Raw genomic sequence first — 16551 nt, forward strand, 5'->3', positions numbered from 1 at the left:
TGCCAATGGTGTGCGCCAGTTCAAACTTAACACCTTGATAATGCTGCATTTTGTAGGATAACAGCGACATATGGCGCGCCATTATGTCGCCGATAAGCAACACTGATTATTTTTTTAATTTAAGTATATAAAATAATTTTATCGTCAAAAACAATGCGACATATTCATATCGTTATATCAAAAAACCTATCGATATTGAAAACATCAGTCGCATCGCATATGCAGCCTGACCACCCTATTCACTGATCTTTTTATTCAACGGTATTTGCCGACGGCGGCGCACGCGAATGTTCAGCAACTCCACGGCGAAGGAAAACGCCATTGCAAAGTAGATATAGCCCTTGGGCACGTGAACATCAAAACCCTCTGCCGTCAGCATCAGACCAATCATTAACAAAAAGGACAGGGCCAGCATTTTGATGGTGGGGTTGCTATCCACAAAGTCGCCAATGGGTTTGGCGGCAAACAACATCACACCGACGGAAATCACCACGGCGATGACCATCACTGATATGTGGTCCACCAAACCGACGGCTGTGATCACCGAGTCGAGGGAAAACACGAGATCCAGCGCGGCGATTTGCACCATAATGCTGGCAAAACTTGCCACAGCAACCTTTGGCGCACCGGGGTCGTCAAGTTCGAGGCTCGCATGTATTTCGTGGGTCGATTTCGCCAGCAGAAACAAACCGCCGAGAATGAGGATACAGTCGCGACCGGAGATCTCATTACCGAACACACTAAACAGGGGTTCAATCAGCCCCATTACCCAGAACAGGCTGAACAGCAGGGCCAGACGGGCAAACATTGCCAGACCCAGACCAATCCGCCGGGCTTTATCGCGCTGCTCTGCAGGCAAGCGGCCAACCAGAATGGAGATAAAAATAATATTGTCGATGCCCAGCACGATTTCCAGCGCAATCAGGGTACCCAGCGCCACCCAGGCTTCCGGGCTCACCATCCACTCAAACATACTCACCCTCCGACAACGACGCTCAAAAAAAGCCGAGCATAGCGCCTTTTTGGGTGGGGAATAAGGACCCATCGGAAAAATACCCGCGGGTTTAACTTCCTCCTGCGCCCTGCGATAATTTCGCCCACATTATCGCTCAGCTGGAAACCCCATGACCCACACCCCCGTCGCCCTGATTACCGGAGCCGCCCAGCGCATCGGCGCGGAAACCGCCCGTCTGTTGCACCACGAGGGCTACAATATTGTTGTCCACTACCACCACTCCGCCGACGACGCCGAAAAGCTGTGCGCTGAACTCAACGCACAGCGCAACGACTCCGCACTGCCCCTGTCCGCCGAGCTCAGCGACATCGCCAGTGTGCAGGCCCTGGCCACCAACACTATCCAACACTGGGGACGGGTCGATGCGCTGGTGAATAACGCGTCAGGGTTTTATCCCACCCCGCTGGCCAGCGCCAGTGGTGACGATTGGGACAGTCTGTTCGGCAGCAACGTGAAGGGCGCATTTTTTCTCAGCCAGGCGCTCGCACCGACACTCAGCCAGCATCAGGGCGCGATTGTGAATATTGTCGATATCTATGGCGACCGTCCCCTTCCCCAGCATTCGATATACAGCATGGCCAAGGCCGCACTGGCAATGATGACCAAATCGCTGGCGATTGAGCTGGGGCCCAATGTGCGCGTGAACGGGGTATCACCCGGCGCCATACTGCCGCCCATGGCCAGTGACGAATTCGGTGAGCTGGAAGAACGCAATGTCAGCGAACGGGTACCGCTGGCGCGCTGGGGAGCACCCGCCAATATCGCCACGACCGTGTCCTTTCTGCTGAACAAGACCAGCTACATCAATGGCCAGATTATCGCCGTTGATGGTGGTCGCAGCCTTTCGGTGTAGCACTACTGCACCATTGCCGCTCAATTATGCCCTTGGGGACAGACCCCGGGGTCTGTCCCCAAGGGCATAATTGTCTGTTTTTACTACACATTAATATGTCTCGCACGATTTATGCATTGAGCTTGTAGCAACGCTCTACAACAACAAACTTTGCAGAAGAATCGGCGCTACCATGAAACTGAGCAAGCAGACAGATTTCGCGTTTCGCACCCTGCTGTATCTGGGTCAACAGCCCCAGGGTAAGCTGGTTAATATTCAGCAGGTCTGCGATTTTTATGATATTTCGGCAAACCATATCGCCAAGGTCGTGATGCGGCTGGTGCACCTGGGTTTTGTCGATGCGGTGAGGGGCAAAGGGGGCGGCATCAGGTTAGGTTGCCGCGCCGAGGAGATATCGCTGGTCACGGTGATCAGGGAGTTTGAAACCACCCTGCAACCGATAAACTGTGCGGAGCAGCCCTGCCGGGTCATTCAGGGCTGTAAATTGAAGGGCCTGCTGGGCAAGGCGGTGGTCGCCTTTTTAGCGACCCTGGAGCCCTATTCCCTTGCGGATTTACTCTACAACGAGACCACCCGCATTAACTTTCTGACGGAGTCGTAAACCTACTCCGCAGAATCCGGCAGTTCAACGTTGTGGTAAACCTGCTGAACATCGTCGAGGTCGTTCAGCATATCGAGAAATTTCTCGAACATCGGCATATCTTCTTCGCTGATGGGCGCAGTGGTTTGCGGCAGGAATTGAATTTCTTCCACGTCGAAGTCGATGCCTTCAAAGGCATCCTGCAAGGCCTGCTTCACCTTGAAAAATTCGGTGTTGGGTGCAAATACACTGATTTTTCCGTCTTCGCATTCGATGTCGCTGACATCGACATCGGCCATCATCAGTGCTTCCAGTACCGCTTCTTCGTCGTCGCCGGAAAATACAAATATCGCCGAGTGGTCAAACATATGGGCAACACTGCCCTGGGTGCCGATTTTGCATTTGGTTTTGGTAAAGGCCAGACGCACATCACCAAAGGTACGATTGGGGTTGTCGGTCAGGCAGTCGACGATCACCATGCAGTTACCCGGGCCATAGCCTTCGTAGCGGGCCGGAGAGTAGTCTTCGCCACCGCCGCCCTTGGCTTTGTCCAGAGCGTTCTTGATGACGTGACTGGGCACCTGGTCTTTTTTCGCGCGATCGAGCAAGCTGCGCAGCGACAGATTGCCCGCCGGGTCGATACCACCGGCCTTGGCGCTCATGTAGATTTCGCGACCGTAGCGGCTGTAGACCTTGGTCTTGGCGGCGGCCGTCTTGGCCATGGAATCTTTCCGGTTTTGGTAGGCTCTGCCCATTACGAGGCTCCGCTGAAAACGATAAAGCTGGTGATTTTATCCTGCTCGTGCGATCACAGCCAGCGCGGATTGCCCCCGCGCCGGCGGTGATCGAGCTCAGAATTCGAACTTGAGGGGACTGTCGTTGCGCTCATCCAGAACGATGGGCAGGCTGAAGTCCTTGGGCATTTTACGCACGGTGTACACCCGCCCGGTTTCAACATGGCGGTAACGGAAGTGCCCGCTGTTCAACATTTCAACATGGTAGGCATCGTAGTGACCGGAGTCACCCGGGTTTGCGAGTTTCATGCCGTCGAGCATCACCCAGCCGCGAAAGATGCGAAAGTAGATGTCGCCGGACACGCCCCAAAATCCGACTTCCGATTGCGAGCGCACCGCGCCGTCGCTGGCCACGGTGTGAAAGTCGGTGCGGTAGGTGCCATCTGCCGCCCGCTCCACCAGCCACTCCTTGCGCCCGCCGCCCCGGGTTTCGGTCATGCCGTACCATTTACCTATCAGCGCCTTGCGCGCCAACGCTGTGGGCAGGCCGGTGTCGATTTCACTGCGCTCGCCGCGCAGTTCCAGAACGATATTCGAGTCCCCCTCGACGGCGAGGTTAGCGGCGGCGTTGTCATCGCTGTCGGTTTTTGCCTGCATAGCCTTGCGTTTTTCATCGACGCTGACGCAGGCACCCAGCAACAGCAAGGCGACCAATACGAGGATTTTTTGCGGCGCGGCGGCGCTGGCCACCACCCGGAAATGGACTTGATTAAACATCGGTGTCATCCAAACAAAGCAAATGCTGATGCGCGGGAAAATACAGGGCCGCAACAATCGGGCATTCTAACCCAGTTGCCCGCAAAGCCTCCTTATAAATTTGCATCTTTGGTGCATATCGCTCGGTCTGCATACGCAGGAATTCATCGAAGCTTCCGCGACTGCGCGCGGTTTTATAATCGACTATCCAACAGCGCGGCGCATCGCCGTCTTCAATAAAGGCCCGATCGAGAATCAGCGTTTGCCATTGCCCTCCCATCAAGCGGCGAATCGTTTGCTCGCTGGCCTGCCATTGATAGCTACCCAGAATCCAGCGGCCGTCGGGGCACGCCAGAGTATTGTCCAACAACTCCAGTACCCGCCCGACACTGTGCTCCAGCTCCGGCTCCGGGTGGCAGTGATGCCGCAGACGCTGGCGCAGGGCCGCTGACAATCTGCTGCGATCGCTCAACAGGGCTTTTCCGTTTTGCCGTCGACCCAGGTGTTCCATCAGTTCGTGGAACACAATACCGACTGCGCGCTCTTCAATATTGTCTTCCAGCACGGCGTTTTCCGTTTGCCGCTGCACCCGCCGCAAAGGCGAGTCCGCCGTGGGCAGGTTCAGCCACGGGCTGTTCACCGTCACACGGTAGTCCCGCAAGCGCGGGCTCAATGGCACCCGCCGGGGGAGTTGCGCGTCGCTCTCGACCATCATATCGGCACGTTCGAAATCCCCTTCGACCATCGGCCACAGGCGCTGTAAAAAACTGCCTGTGGCGGGTACCAGGTCGCCATCCTTGTTGGCGGTCACCGCCGCGAACACATGCAATTCTCCTTTCGCCCGGGTCAGCGCCACATAGAGCAGCCGGTCCAGTTCTTCCTTGAGCGCACGACTCTGTTCACCACAGAGAAAGTCATACAGGCGCTTTTCCGGCCCACTGCTGGCTTGGGGACGCGGGCCAAACAGCATATGCCCCTGCAGGCGCTGCCAGGCAAGCAGGGGCTTGTCATCGTTGCGACCTCGACCACCAAGGCCGGGCAAAATCACCACATCGAATTCCAGTCCCTTGGATTTGTGGATGGTCATAAGCTCTACGCGGCTGACCGGCGGCGCGGCAAACAGCCGACCCAGGGCATTTTCCAGCGCGGTAATATCTTCCAGAATGCCCGAGGGCGCGTGTTCGTTCAGCACCGCCAACACTCGGTCGATGTCGGTTTGCTGATGGGCCTCAATGCAGGCTGGCCCGCCGAGCCGATACCACAGGGTGCGCAGCGCCCAGCGCAGATCGCGACTCTCCGGGCGCTGGTCCAGCCACTGCAGTTCGGTGCGCAGCCGCGCAACACGGCCCTGCCCCTCCTGGCTCAGTCCTTGCCGGCGCAGGGCAAAGGCTTCCTCGTCCGACAAAATGGCATCGCGCAACAGGCCACCCCCGGTGCGCAGCTGCAACAGGTCGTCCCAGCTGAGGCCGACAAAGGGCGCCCGCAACACGCCGGCCCAGGCGACATCGTCGGCGTCGTGCCACAATGCCCTCAGCAGGCACATTAAATCCATTACCGCGGGGGTGTCGGTAAGACTGTCGATGTCCTGCCCGGAAAAGGCGATACCCGCCGCTTTCAGTGCGGGCAGTATGCCCCGCAGGTGGCTGCGACTGCGCACAAGAATGGCGATCGATACGTCCGCTTGCTCGGCTTGCCGACGCTGGATGATATCGACAATGTGCGCCGCTTCCCGGGCCGCCACCCCCGCCTTGGCGTCGCAGTCTTTGGCAATCGCAAAGGGGTGAATCTGTACCGCACCCGGATTTTTCCGCTGCGGTAAGGCCGCCACATATTCACTGCCACGCTCGGCGAACAGGGCGCTGAAACACTGGTTAACCCAATTGACCAAATCCGGCGACGAGCGAAAGTTCGCCCGCAATTGCAGACGTTCAAGGGCTTTTCCGGCGAACTCTCCGCGCTGACTCAGCTCGTCAAACAGGCTGACCAGACTGCCACGGAAGGCGTAAATAGACTGCTGCAGATCGCCACAGAAAAATACACTGCGGCCATCGTCCGGCTCCCAGCCCTGACAGAGTGCCTCCAGTAACTGGATTTGGCTTACCGATGTATCCTGCATTTCATCGACGAGAATGTGCTCGATACGGTCTTCCAGCAACAGAGCCTCGGAGACGGTATCGGTTCCATCGCCCTGCCCCTCACTGCGCAGAGCCATAATGGCGCGCTGGGCAATTTCACCAAAATCAACGCCACCGCGCTGCTCAAAGACGAGCCGCAGGTGGGCCAGCAAAAAGCGCAGGGCTACACAGAAGTGGCCAACCAGTTCTCGGCTGGCCTCGGGCAGTGTCGGCAAAGGCAAGATCGCCAACCGCCCCAAGGCCTCAGCAAGCATGGGAGCCGCGCCCTCGTCATGGGCGCGCTTCAACCAGGCCTTGACCTGCTCGGTGCCGGGCTGACCCTTGGTAAATTTGGCGTGGTGGGCAGAACCTGGCTTATAGAGCTCGCCCTTACCATTGCACAGACTGGCGGCGAGGGTTGAAACCATCGCCATATCGTCCACACTGACCAACTCCGGGTCGGGCAAATTTGCCGCCCAGGCATGGGCGTCGCAACTACCGGAGGACTCCCTATAGGCGGCGAACAGCTCGTCCACGCCAAAGCGTGTCAGCACCTCCCATTGGGGCAGGAACGCCTCCTCGACCAACTCCGCCAGCGCCGCTTCCATAACATCCAGGTCGGCATTGAGAATATCGTCCTGCCACTGATCCCGTTTAGCCAGCAGCGAGGCCAGCAGCGGTGCCAGGCTTTCGATACGGTTGCTGCCGTAGCGCAGTAGACTCTGCAGGGCCTCGGCCAATACCGGCGGGCAGCTGCGGTCGTCGAGCTGGCGGAACAGGGCCAGGATGGCCTCGCGATACAGACTGTCACTATCGCTGAGGGGCGCAGCGGCACCCATTCCCGACAATAGCGGCAAGCGCCGCACCAGGCTGCCGCAAAAACTGTCGAAGGTGGCAATACGCAGGCGCGAGCTGTTTTCCAGCAGGCCCCAGTTCAGGCGCTGGCTGTGGGCTCTGACCTCGGCGACAGCGGCGGCGATATCCCGGTCGAAGGCACTGCGCACCTCAATGGCCTCACCCTCCAGCAGCGCCTCCATTACCCGCTCTTTGATTTCGCCAGCGGCCTTGTTGGTAAAGGTGATGGCAACCACCTTTTCCGGGCGATCCACCCGCAGCAGGCAGCGCAGGTAACGCAGTAACAGTACACCGGTCTTACCGGAGCCGGCCGGGGCCCGCAGCAACACCGAGCGCGCCGGATCTACCGCAAGGTCACGGGCATCCTGGTCCGGCGGCAACAGCAGCTCTGTCATCACAGCACCTCCTCGTCGTCGGTGGCCGCGCTGCGCAATAGCGGCATGAGATAGCCGCTGAAACTGCGACTCATATTGAGGCTGTAATCGTGCTCGATGTTGCCAGCCAAAATACCCTCTGCCATCGCCTCCAGAGCGGCAGCCCAGGCCTTGAGTTCCGCGGCCCATTTTTGCTCGTCGTCCACATCACTGTCGTGGGCTTTTTTGGCGATAACGCTGTTCGTCCAGTTGCTGCGCACATGAATTTTCAGGTCGTCGGAGCTTTTGATCTGGGCCAGCATCACCCCGTCGATAGGCGCCGCCTCGCTGGCCGCCAGGGCGTATATCGGCAACTGCGGCTCGGTCAGGGCATCGCTGTTAAGGGTTTTGCCATCGACCGTGCCGGTTTTGTAATCGATTACCAGACGCTTGTCGCCGATGCGATCGATGCGATCCATCCGCAGCTTTAACGGTATGCCCATAAAACGGGTATCCAGCTGGGTTTCCACCGCCTCGACGGTGAAGTCCTGCAAACGCATTTTTTCCTTGAATTCGAGCCAGTGACTGACGAGCGCCACAACCCGGGTTTTCTCCAGCCGCAACAGGGCCTCACCGAACCTCATGGTATTGATTTCCGAGCCCGCAAGGGCCTCGTCCACACACTGGCCAACCAACTCCTGCAAGCGCGCAAAGTCGAGTCTGTCCAGCTCGGCTTTGCCACCCAGCCGCCGCCAAACCGCTTCCAGAGTGTCGTGTACCAGCACCCCTTGCAGGCGATGGTCCAGGCCCTCGGCGGGGCGGGGAAACTCGCGCAGATCAAGGCGATATTTCAGGAACGCAAAAAACGGGCTTTGTGCGTACTCCTTGAACAAGCCACTACCACCGCGCAGCTGGTCGCGCTGGGCCACCGGCACCGGCCGTACCTCATCCATGTCTGGCCATTCACAACGGCCCTGCTGGAGGAGCGATTCTTCCTGATCAGGCCAGTTAAACAGAGATTCCGGCAAGGTCAGCAGGCTGCATACCGAACGTGGCGCACCGCCCTCGGCCTCGTGGGCAAGACTGCAATTGACCACGGGGGCGGCCTGCAGAAGGCCCGCCAGAACCTCGCGGTCGCGCTGCAGGCACAGGTTGGCCTCACAACCCGCCACCTGCGCCCGCTGTTGCAGGTGCTGGGGCAAAAACGGCGAGGGCGACGCGCGGCGCGGCAGGGCACTATCGTCCAGCCCCACCAGCCACACTTCGTCGAAGGTCAGCGCCAGGGCATCGTCAATGGTGAGAATTCGAATCGGGCAGGGCCAATCGCGGCTCACGGAAAAACGTTTGGTGGTTAAAATATGCTGCAGCCAGGACAAGGCCTCGCTGTGTTCGACTTCGCCGAGCTGGCGGTCAAGGGCGCGGAACACATCCATCGCCTGACTGAAGCCCTGTCGACACTGGGCGACCACCGGGTCGTCATCGTCGGCGTTGGGCCAACCAGTGGCCAGTAATAACTGATCAAAGCTGCGCACCCAGGCAGAGGGCAATTGCCGCCCGGGATAGGCCGACAACTGTTCACGGGCGGCCATCAACACCGCGACGGTGTCTGGTTCCGCGGCGCGTCTGGCCTGCACTTCGATATCACGCAGACTGCACTGCACGGTGAGCCGTTCGCGCAGCAGGCGATCGAAACTCGCCCGCGCACTGCGCTGTTCCGGCCAGCCGCTGACAAAGCGGCTGCGCAACACTCGGCTAAAGTGCTCCAGCTCGCCAGGCCCGTCGCGCAGCGAGATCAGATCCCAGGCCGCGCGGATCAGCGGATAGGCATAAAGACTCTCACTTCCCTCGAAGTGCCAGGGTTCCTGAATTTCATCCTCAGGCAACAGCGACTGCGGATACAGCTGCCGCCGCAGCGCACTCTCCAGCAAGGGCTTGTAGGTGTTCATATCCGGCACCACTACACCCAGTGATGGCGGCGGACAGGGGTTCGTCGCAGCGTCTTTGCGCCAGGCTCGCAAGATTTCGCTGAGCCGGGTCGCTACAGCGCGGCACTCGTCATCACGCTGGGGAAAGCAATACAGCCGCTGATCACTGGCCGGGGGCGTTTCATCAAGGAGAAAAATGTCCAGCTGCGGCGCGCAGTGGTCAATAAACTGCCGCACTGCGGGCACCAGCTCCGTACGCGGACTGATCACCAAGCGGGCGGGCAAATCCAGGGCGCCATCGGCCAGCAGTGGGGTCAGACGCAATGGCAGCTGCTCACTGCTCAGGGCATCAAGCTCATCCAGTTGCTGTTGCAGCTGCGCGCGCCAATGGTAGAAAGCCTGATATTCCGGCGAGAACAGGTAGTCCTCGCGCTCAGTGCTGAGCATGTACGCTGCATGTAGCTGAAAGGCATCAACAAACTGCCGAACAATCGCCAGGCTGTTCAGACAATTGTCCGGGTAGTAGTCACTGCTTTCGATTATGGGCCGGGCCAGAGCCAGTAACTGAATTGGCCTCAGCACCTGCGCCGAGGGAAAACTCCCATCCCAAAGTTCCGCCAGCCACTGGGCGGCAGGCATCACGGTAATGTGTTCCAGAAACGCCTGGTCGTGGTCGCCCCGCAGGGCGGCGACCCGGTCGCGCTGCTGACGAGCGCTGGCATCACTGGGCATCAGCAGTACGCTCTGCCCCGGCAGATCAAACAGGTGTTCGGCGCGAATGGGTGTCATAGCGTCGTCCTTAACAGGGGGTCTGTCCCCGGGGACAGACCCCAGACGAAAAAAAGCCGCGACAGGCGCGGCTTTCTTCGCAGAAAATCCAGTGCAATTACTTGATTTTAGCTTCTTTGTAGATCACGTGCTTGCGAACAACAGGATCGTATTTCGAAAATTCGAATTTATCCGGAGTGTTACGCTTGTTCTTGGTGGTCGTGTAGAAGTGACCAGTACCCGCGCTGGAGACCAGACGGATTTTATCGCTAGCGCCTTTCTTCGCCATGACGGTGCTCCTTAGTATTTTTCGCCGCGGGCAGTCATTTCAGCCAGTACGGCAGAAATACCCTTTTTATCGATGATCCGCATACCCTTGGCAGAAACACGCAGGGTTACGAAACGCTTCTCTGCCTCAACCCAAAAACGGTGGCTGTGCAGGTTTGGCAAAAAACGGCGACGGGTGCGGTTTTTTGCGTGAGATACATTATTACCGGTTACAGGACGTTTGCCGGTAACTTGACATACTCTGGACATGATTTCTTTCGCCTCTTAAAGCTTTTTACGCAAAAAAGCCCGATGAATTCTGCTTCAAAACTTCCGCTTTAAAAATATGGGCCACAACGCTGCAAACAGCGCCCGAATCAGGCTCGGTTGACTCTCAGGGAGGTCAGACCCAAATAGAGCGCGACTTTATACCAGAACCCTTCCCGCTAATCAACGAAACTGGTGAAATTTCCATCATAAAGATCACTCTCACAGTAAAATGTAATCACTGAAAACTTGTGATAGACTTAGCTCAACCTTATCGCGCGCGATATTAATCCACACTTTTCGCCGCATCGACCAGCAGGAGTCACGATGTCTCAAGACGCTTTCTTCCAGACCTTTCAATGCAAGTCATTAACGCTGCGCAACCGTTTCGCAATGGCGCCCATGACCCGCTCGGGCTCCCCTGGCGGCGTCGTATCTGACACCATGCGCGACTATTATCAGCGCCGCGCCGCTGGCGGTGTGGGCTTGATTATCTCCGAGGGCACCGGCATTAATCGCCCCGGCGCGCTGAACGATAAAAATGTGCCACGCTTCCACGGCGAGGCCGAACTGGCCGCCTGGCAGCAGGTTGTCGAGGCGGTGCACGCTGCCGGCGGCGCCTTTGTTCCCCAGCTCTGGCATGTCGGCGCCATGCGCGCCGCCGCACACGCTGATCCGATCAGCAGCGACATACTGGAAAGCCCCTCCGGACTGGCCATGGCCGAGCGCCCCCGAGGCCTCACCATGAGCGATAGCGATATCGCTGACTGTATCGACGCCTTTGCCCAGGCCGCGCTGGATGCCAAAAACATCGGCTGTGATGGTGCCGAATTTCACGGCGCCCACGGCTATCTCATCGATGAGTTTTTCTGGGGGCCGACCAATCAGCGCAGCGATCGCTACGGCGGCAAATCGCTGGTGGAGCGCAGTCGCTTCGCGGTGGAAATCCTCCAGGCTGCGCGCAAGGCTGTCGGCGAAGACTTTGCGCTGATTCTGCGGGTGTCCCAGTGGAAACAACAGGACTACACCGCGCGCCTGGCAGAGACCCCCGCAGAAATGGAGGCATGGCTGGGCGCACTCAGCGATGCCGGTGCCGATATTTTTCACTGTTCCCAACGTCGTTTCTGGGAACCGGAGTTTGACGGCTCTTCGATGAACTTTGCCGGTTGGGCGAAAAAGCTGACGGGCAAACCGAGCATCACCGTGGGTTCGGTAGGGCTGGAAAGCGACTTTCTCGGCGCACTGACCCACGGCGAGTCCGCACAGCAAAGCTCCGGTGACCGCATCCACGACCTGCAAACCCGCTTTGAACGGGGTGAGTTCGACCTTATCGCCGTAGGCCGCGCCCTGCTTCAGGATGCCAACTGGGTGCAAAAGCTGCAGGACGGCCGGGTTGACGAGTTCGAGGACTTTGATATCGCGTCAATGATGGCAATCAACTAGCACAATCACTGGCAGACGCTCAGGGCCTGTTATGCAGGCCCTAGATCAATCCCCGTTCCGCCAGTGACACCACCTCTGGCCCGGCAACAACACAGTGGTCGAGTAGACGGATGTCCAGCAATGCCAGCGCTTCGCGGATGCGTCGAGTAATTCTGACGTCGGCATCACTCGGCTCGGCAACCCCACTGGGGTGATTGTGGGCAATAATCAGCGCCGCCGCATGCATTTCCAGCGCACGGCGGGCAATTTCCCGCGGGTAGACCGCCGCGCCATCGATGGTGCCGTAGAACAGTGGCTCATAGGCGATCAGCCGATGCTGATTGTCGAGATAGAGCACCGCAAACACCTCCCGCTGCTCACCGCGCAGACGGCCGACCAGAAACTGCCGGGTTGCCTGGGCGCTGGCAAACACTTCGTCGCGCTGCAAGGCCTCGCTGAGGTAGCGCCGCGACATCTCCATCACCGCTTGCAGCTGCACGAACTTGGCATCCCCGAGACCCTTTGAAGCGCAGAACTGCTGCTGGCTGGCAGACATCAGCGCCGACAGACCGCCGTGTTCGGCCAACAGCTCCCGCGACAAATCCACCGCCGACTTGCCGCGCACCCCGGTGCGTAAAAAAATCGCCAGCAATTCGGCATCAGACAACGCGCCAGCCCCGCGCTGCAACAGTTTTTCCCGTGGCCGCTCATCCGCAGGCCAGTCACTTATTGCCATATCACCCTCCGTGGTGAAGCATCAGATTCCAGCGGGCGGTAGTCCCCACCGCCGCGAAACGTCATAATAGCGCTTCCGCCAGCATTAGCGAGCCACAGCATGCAGCAGCTCAGCAACAGACAGATTATCCTCGGCATCAGCGGCGGCATCGCCGCCTACAAGAGCGCAGAACTCGTGCGTCGTCTCAAGGAACACGGCGCCGATGTGCGCGTGGTGATGACCGCCGCCGCGATGGAGTTCATTACCCCGCTGACCTTACAGGCACTGTCCGGGAACCCGGTGCACACCACCTTGCTCGACCCCGAGGCCGAGGCGGGCATGGGCCATATCGAGCTGGCCCGCTGGGCCGATGTGATTCTGGTCGCACCGGCAACCGCTGATTTTATGGCGCGTCTGGCCAATGGCCGCGGCGATGATTTACTGACCACTCTCTGTCTGGCGACCCCCTCACAAATCGCCCTGGCTCCGGCAATGAACCAGGGCATGTGGCGCGACCCTGCAACCCAGCACAATGCCGAGATACTACGCCAGCGTGGCGTGACCCTGTTCGGCCCCGCAGAGGGTGAGCAGGCCTGTGGCGACGTTGGCCCCGGGCGCATGCTGGAAGCCGAGCAGTTGGCCGCAATGACCGCCGCCATGTTCACCAGCCGCGCCCTGGACGGCGTACAGCTGTGTATTACCGCTGGCCCAACCCGCGAGGCCATCGACCCGGTGCGCTATATCAGCAATCACAGTTCCGGCAAAATGGGCTATGCTCTGGCTACCGCCGCCGCCGACGCCGGCGCGCGAGTGACCCTTATCAGCGGCCCCACTCAACTCGCCTGCCCCGAGCGCGTCACGCGAATCGACGTTATCAGCGCTCAGGAAATGTATGACGCAGCACTGGCGCAGATGGGCGACTGCCAGATTTTTATCGGCTGCGCCGCCGTCGCTGACTACCGCCCGGTCAGCACCGCCAGCCAGAAAATCAAAAAACACGAGGAGGCCATGCACATTGAACTGGTGCGCAACCCCGACATTGTCAGCGCAGTGGCCAGCCACTCACAAAGGCCGTTCACCGTCGGTTTTGCCGCTGAAACACAGGATGTGCTGAACTACGCCAAAGGCAAACTCGAAAGAAAGGGACTTGACCTGATAGTTGCCAATGATGTGTCAAACAGCGATATTGGCTTTAATTCAGACGAGAATGAAGTCTTGGTGGTGACTCCGGAGCAGGTAATACCGATCCCGCAGATGGGTAAAAATCAACTTGCCCGGCAGTTGCTGAAGGTCATTGCCGACGCCTTCAAGGCTTGATGCACAGCTGACGGCGACCTACGGCCACCCGGAATAACAATACAATATGATAAAGAAGCTCAACACTGCGGATCTGAAACTGCCCCCTCTGCAACTCACCGCAGCCTCACGTGACATTGTGCTCTCGGGGGTGGTTTGCATCGCCTTGATCGTAGCCGCTTTTTTCTGGCTGCAGCAAAATGAAAAAAAGCGTGTTGAGAGCCTGCGCATCAATGCGCTGACCAGCGCCATCGCCGATCAACAGCGAAAAACCCTAACCGCTTATGTGGCCAATCTCGGCGCCCGCGTAGACAGCGCCAGCCTTCGCCTGCAAACCCTCGACACTGGCAAGGCCAATATCAGCGGGGTGGAACAAACCCTTGCCGCCGCCTTCCCCGAAGCACTCAACGCCTTGTTATTACATGTAGGCGCCCAAGGGATCGCCGACGAAGACACTCACACCCAGCGGCTGCGCAACAACATCGAGATCGATATGCTGCGCAAAAGCCTGGAAACCCGTTCGACCATCGTCGAGACCTACCAGCACAATGGCGAGTGGCTGTTGAGTTTCGTTCGCCCGGTGAGCTCCAGTGCGGCGTTTTTCATCAGCTTTGGTATTCGCGAGACCATTGGCCACGTCCTTTCGGCCAGCGCAGGCAGCACCGTTACCAACGCGCTGCTTCAGCGTTACGGCGGTCGGGAAAGCACTATCATCGCAGCGTCGCCGTTACTGAATGAATTCGAGAAGCAACACCATTTGCCCTTTGGGCTGGTATTGAAAGTCTACCCGCGCCAGGAAATGCTCGGGCAGCTGGCCGGAGACAACACCCTGCCGTGGCTGGTGTGTCTGCTGTGTATTGGTCTGGTCTGCGGCAGTCACAGTATTTTCTTCCTGCGCAGCCTGCAACAGCCTGCACCCTTGGCACGGCCCTCCAAAGTCGAACCGCCCAGCGACCCCGCCGTAGAACTCGAGCGGCAAATTCAGCAGGAATTGACAAAGAAGCTGTCTGCCGGCCGGCAACGAGAGTCCACCCACCCCACACCAAAATTTGATCCTACCCAGCAAATGCGCCCGCCGATGCCCGACATCCCCGAGCGCAGGAACAAGGCAGCTACGCCACCGGCGAACACCGAAAAATTGCGCGATGACGATGTTTTCGATTTAAGCGACGACGGCGACATTTCGCTGGATAACGCCGCCTTCAGCGGAGCAGCCAGCGCGGCTCCCCCTCAGGAGACTGTTAAACACAACCGCAACTGCTTTCGCGCTTATGATATTCGCGGCATTGCCGACCGGGATCTCGGCGACGAACAGTGCCTCGAGCTCGGGCGAGCCATCGGCAGCGAGGCCCTCAACCGTGGCCAGAGCAAGATTTTGCTGGGCCGCGACGGTCGCATCAGCAGCCAGCGCATCCGCGACGCGCTGGTGAAGGGGCTGTTGTCCACGGGCATTGATGTCATCGATTTGGGCCTGATCGCCACACCGATGTTGCACTACGCCTGCCATGACCTGAATATTGGCAGCGGCGTGATGATTACCGGCAGCCACAATCCCCCGGAATACAACGGCTTGAAAATCAGCCTGAACTTCTCCAGTTTAACCTCCGAAGATATTGCCAATCTGGCCACCCGTATCGAGCAGAAGGACTTCCTCTCCGGCGAAGGTACACTGACCGGCGACAGCATTGAGCAACGTTATATCGACCGCATTTGCAGCGATGTGGTGATCGCGCAAAACCTCAGGGTGGTTATTGACGCCGGCAATGGCGCCACCTCCAGGGTTGCACCAGAGCTGTTTGAAGAACTCGGCTGCGATGTGGTGCCGCTGTTCTGCGACATTGACGGGAACTTCCCCAACCGCTCCCCCGACCCGACGATTCCCGAGAACCTCGACGCATTGGCCAATGCCATTATCGAGCACGGTGCCGATATCGGTATTGCCCTGGACGGCGACGGCGACCGCATCGCCGTGGTCACCGCCAGCGGGCGGCGGCCCAGTGCCGACCAGCTGCTGATGGTGCTGGCCGACGACATCATCAGCCGTAACCCCGGCTGCGACATACTGTTTGACGTGAAATGCACCCGCAGCCTGCCACAACTTATTGTGGAACGCGGCGGTCGCCCGGTGATGTGGAAGTGCGGTCATTCACACATGAAGCGAAAAATGGCCCATACCGGCGCCTTACTCGGCGGCGAATACTCTGGCCATATCTTCTTCAACGAGCGCTGGTACGGCTTTGACGACGGGATGTACGCCGCCGCTCGGCTGATCGAAGCCCTTACCCTTGCCGACACCGACATGGACACCGAGCTGGACCGCTACCCCGCGCTGGTGAGCAGCCCGGAAATTTTGCTACCGATCAAGGACGAGGATAAATTTGCCTTTATTAATCGCGTTGCCGCCGAACACCGCTTTACCGATGCCAAGCTGATCGATATCGACGGCCTGCGCTTCGAATTTCGCAATGGCTGGGGGCTGATTCGCGCTTCAAATACCGGCCCGGCCATTTCCCTGCGCTTCGAGGGAGAAAGTGCGGTGGCGATGAACAGTATTCGCGACGCCTTTGCAGAATTAATCGCAAGCATTGATCCTGCACTGGCAGATAGTCTTTAATAGTCGTCTTTTTTCAT

General features: G+C 58.6%; 13 protein-coding genes. 5 read left to right on the forward strand and 8 right to left on the reverse strand.

The features are described 5' to 3' along the window. Positions 1–235 precede the first annotated feature (235 nt). Positions 236–973: a TerC family protein gene (locus tag HCU74_RS12275; RefSeq protein ID WP_168450707.1), complete on the reverse strand. Its 738-nt coding sequence runs from the start codon at positions 971–973 to the stop codon at positions 236–238. 151 nt (positions 974–1124) lie between these two features. Here HCU74_RS12275 and HCU74_RS12280 point away from each other — a divergent pair, with 151 nt between their 5' ends. Both HCU74_RS12280 and HCU74_RS12285 read left to right on the forward strand, forming a co-directional pair. Beyond that, positions 1125–1868, forward strand: coding sequence for a pteridine reductase (locus tag HCU74_RS12280; protein ID WP_168450708.1), 744 nt, complete (start codon positions 1125–1127; stop codon positions 1866–1868). A gap of 172 nt (positions 1869–2040) precedes the next feature. Next, the gene (locus tag HCU74_RS12285; RefSeq protein ID WP_168450709.1) at positions 2041–2469 is read left to right on the forward strand and encodes an Rrf2 family transcriptional regulator; all 429 of its coding nucleotides are present in this window, start codon (positions 2041–2043) and stop codon (positions 2467–2469) included. Positions 2470–2471: 2 nt separating this feature from the next. Here the strand turns inward: HCU74_RS12285 and HCU74_RS12290 are convergent, their stop codons facing one another. The 6 genes from HCU74_RS12290 to rpmB form a co-directional block, all read right to left on the reverse strand. After that, positions 2472–3203 carry a YebC/PmpR family DNA-binding transcriptional regulator gene (locus tag HCU74_RS12290; protein ID WP_168450710.1) on the reverse strand — a complete coding sequence of 244 codons (732 nt, stop codon included), beginning with the start codon at positions 3201–3203 and terminating at the stop codon, positions 2472–2474. 96 nt (positions 3204–3299) lie between these two features. Continuing rightward, complete coding sequence (locus HCU74_RS12295) at positions 3300–3959, reverse strand: hypothetical protein (protein ID WP_168450711.1); 660 nt, start codon at positions 3957–3959, stop codon at positions 3300–3302. Then, a complete protein-coding gene (locus HCU74_RS12300; protein WP_168450712.1) occupies positions 3952–7302 on the reverse strand; it encodes a UvrD-helicase domain-containing protein in 3351 nt (1116 codons plus the stop codon). The genes HCU74_RS12295 and HCU74_RS12300 overlap by 8 nt, the downstream gene beginning before the upstream one ends. Continuing rightward, entirely contained in the window at positions 7302–9974 is a 2673-nt protein-coding gene (locus HCU74_RS12305; protein ID WP_168450713.1) for a PD-(D/E)XK nuclease family protein, read from the reverse strand. The genes HCU74_RS12300 and HCU74_RS12305 overlap by 1 nt, the downstream gene beginning before the upstream one ends. A gap of 97 nt (positions 9975–10071) precedes the next feature. Beyond that, complete coding sequence (gene rpmG / locus HCU74_RS12310) at positions 10072–10242, reverse strand: 50S ribosomal protein L33 (protein WP_168450714.1); 171 nt, start codon at positions 10240–10242, stop codon at positions 10072–10074. Between the two features lie 11 nt (positions 10243–10253). Next, entirely contained in the window at positions 10254–10490 is a 237-nt protein-coding gene (rpmB, locus tag HCU74_RS12315) for a 50S ribosomal protein L28 (protein WP_168450715.1), read from the reverse strand. A 324-nt stretch (positions 10491–10814) separates the two neighbouring features. Between rpmB and HCU74_RS12320 the strand changes: the two genes are divergently transcribed. Beyond that, the gene (locus HCU74_RS12320) at positions 10815–11930 is read left to right on the forward strand and encodes an NADH:flavin oxidoreductase (protein WP_168450716.1); all 1116 of its coding nucleotides are present in this window, start codon (positions 10815–10817) and stop codon (positions 11928–11930) included. A 40-nt stretch (positions 11931–11970) separates the two neighbouring features. Here the strand turns inward: HCU74_RS12320 and radC are convergent, their stop codons facing one another. After that, positions 11971–12645, reverse strand: a complete 675-nt coding sequence (gene radC / locus HCU74_RS12325; RefSeq protein ID WP_168450717.1) for a RadC family protein — start codon at positions 12643–12645, stop codon at positions 11971–11973. 99 nt (positions 12646–12744) lie between these two features. On the opposite strand from radC, the gene coaBC reads away from it, so the two are divergent. Further along, complete coding sequence (coaBC, locus tag HCU74_RS12330; RefSeq protein ID WP_168450718.1) at positions 12745–13941, forward strand: bifunctional phosphopantothenoylcysteine decarboxylase/phosphopantothenate--cysteine ligase CoaBC; 1197 nt, start codon at positions 12745–12747, stop codon at positions 13939–13941. Between the two features lie 46 nt (positions 13942–13987). Continuing rightward, positions 13988–16534, forward strand: coding sequence for a phosphomannomutase/phosphoglucomutase (locus tag HCU74_RS12335; protein WP_168450719.1), 2547 nt, complete (start codon positions 13988–13990; stop codon positions 16532–16534). The last annotated feature ends 17 nt before the right edge of the window (positions 16535–16551 follow it).

This window comes from Spongiibacter thalassae, assembly GCF_012272835.1.
Taxonomy (GTDB): Bacteria; Pseudomonadota; Gammaproteobacteria; order Pseudomonadales; family Spongiibacteraceae; genus Spongiibacter; species Spongiibacter thalassae.

Excerpts from the sequence above, each read along its gene's own strand:
- HCU74_RS12275 (WP_168450707.1), bottom strand. The coding sequence starts at position 973 with ATGTTTGAGTGGATGGTGAGCCCGGAAGCCTGGGTGGCGCTGGGTACC.
- HCU74_RS12280 (WP_168450708.1), top strand. The coding sequence starts at position 1,125 with ATGACCCACACCCCCGTCGCCCTGATTACCGGAGCCGCCCAGCGCATC.
- HCU74_RS12285 (WP_168450709.1), top strand. The coding sequence starts at position 2,041 with ATGAAACTGAGCAAGCAGACAGATTTCGCGTTTCGCACCCTGCTGTAT.
- HCU74_RS12290 (WP_168450710.1), bottom strand. The coding sequence starts at position 3,203 with ATGGGCAGAGCCTACCAAAACCGGAAAGATTCCATGGCCAAGACGGCC.
- HCU74_RS12295 (WP_168450711.1), bottom strand. The coding sequence starts at position 3,959 with ATGTTTAATCAAGTCCATTTCCGGGTGGTGGCCAGCGCCGCCGCGCCG.
- HCU74_RS12300 (WP_168450712.1), bottom strand. The coding sequence starts at position 7,302 with ATGACAGAGCTGCTGTTGCCGCCGGACCAGGATGCCCGTGACCTTGCG.
- HCU74_RS12305 (WP_168450713.1), bottom strand. The coding sequence starts at position 9,974 with ATGACACCCATTCGCGCCGAACACCTGTTTGATCTGCCGGGGCAGAGC.
- rpmG (WP_168450714.1), bottom strand. The coding sequence starts at position 10,242 with ATGGCGAAGAAAGGCGCTAGCGATAAAATCCGTCTGGTCTCCAGCGCG.
- rpmB (WP_168450715.1), bottom strand. The coding sequence starts at position 10,490 with ATGTCCAGAGTATGTCAAGTTACCGGCAAACGTCCTGTAACCGGTAAT.
- HCU74_RS12320 (WP_168450716.1), top strand. The coding sequence starts at position 10,815 with ATGTCTCAAGACGCTTTCTTCCAGACCTTTCAATGCAAGTCATTAACG.
- radC (WP_168450717.1), bottom strand. The coding sequence starts at position 12,645 with ATGGCAATAAGTGACTGGCCTGCGGATGAGCGGCCACGGGAAAAACTG.
- coaBC (WP_168450718.1), top strand. The coding sequence starts at position 12,745 with ATGCAGCAGCTCAGCAACAGACAGATTATCCTCGGCATCAGCGGCGGC.
- HCU74_RS12335 (WP_168450719.1), top strand. The coding sequence starts at position 13,988 with ATGATAAAGAAGCTCAACACTGCGGATCTGAAACTGCCCCCTCTGCAA.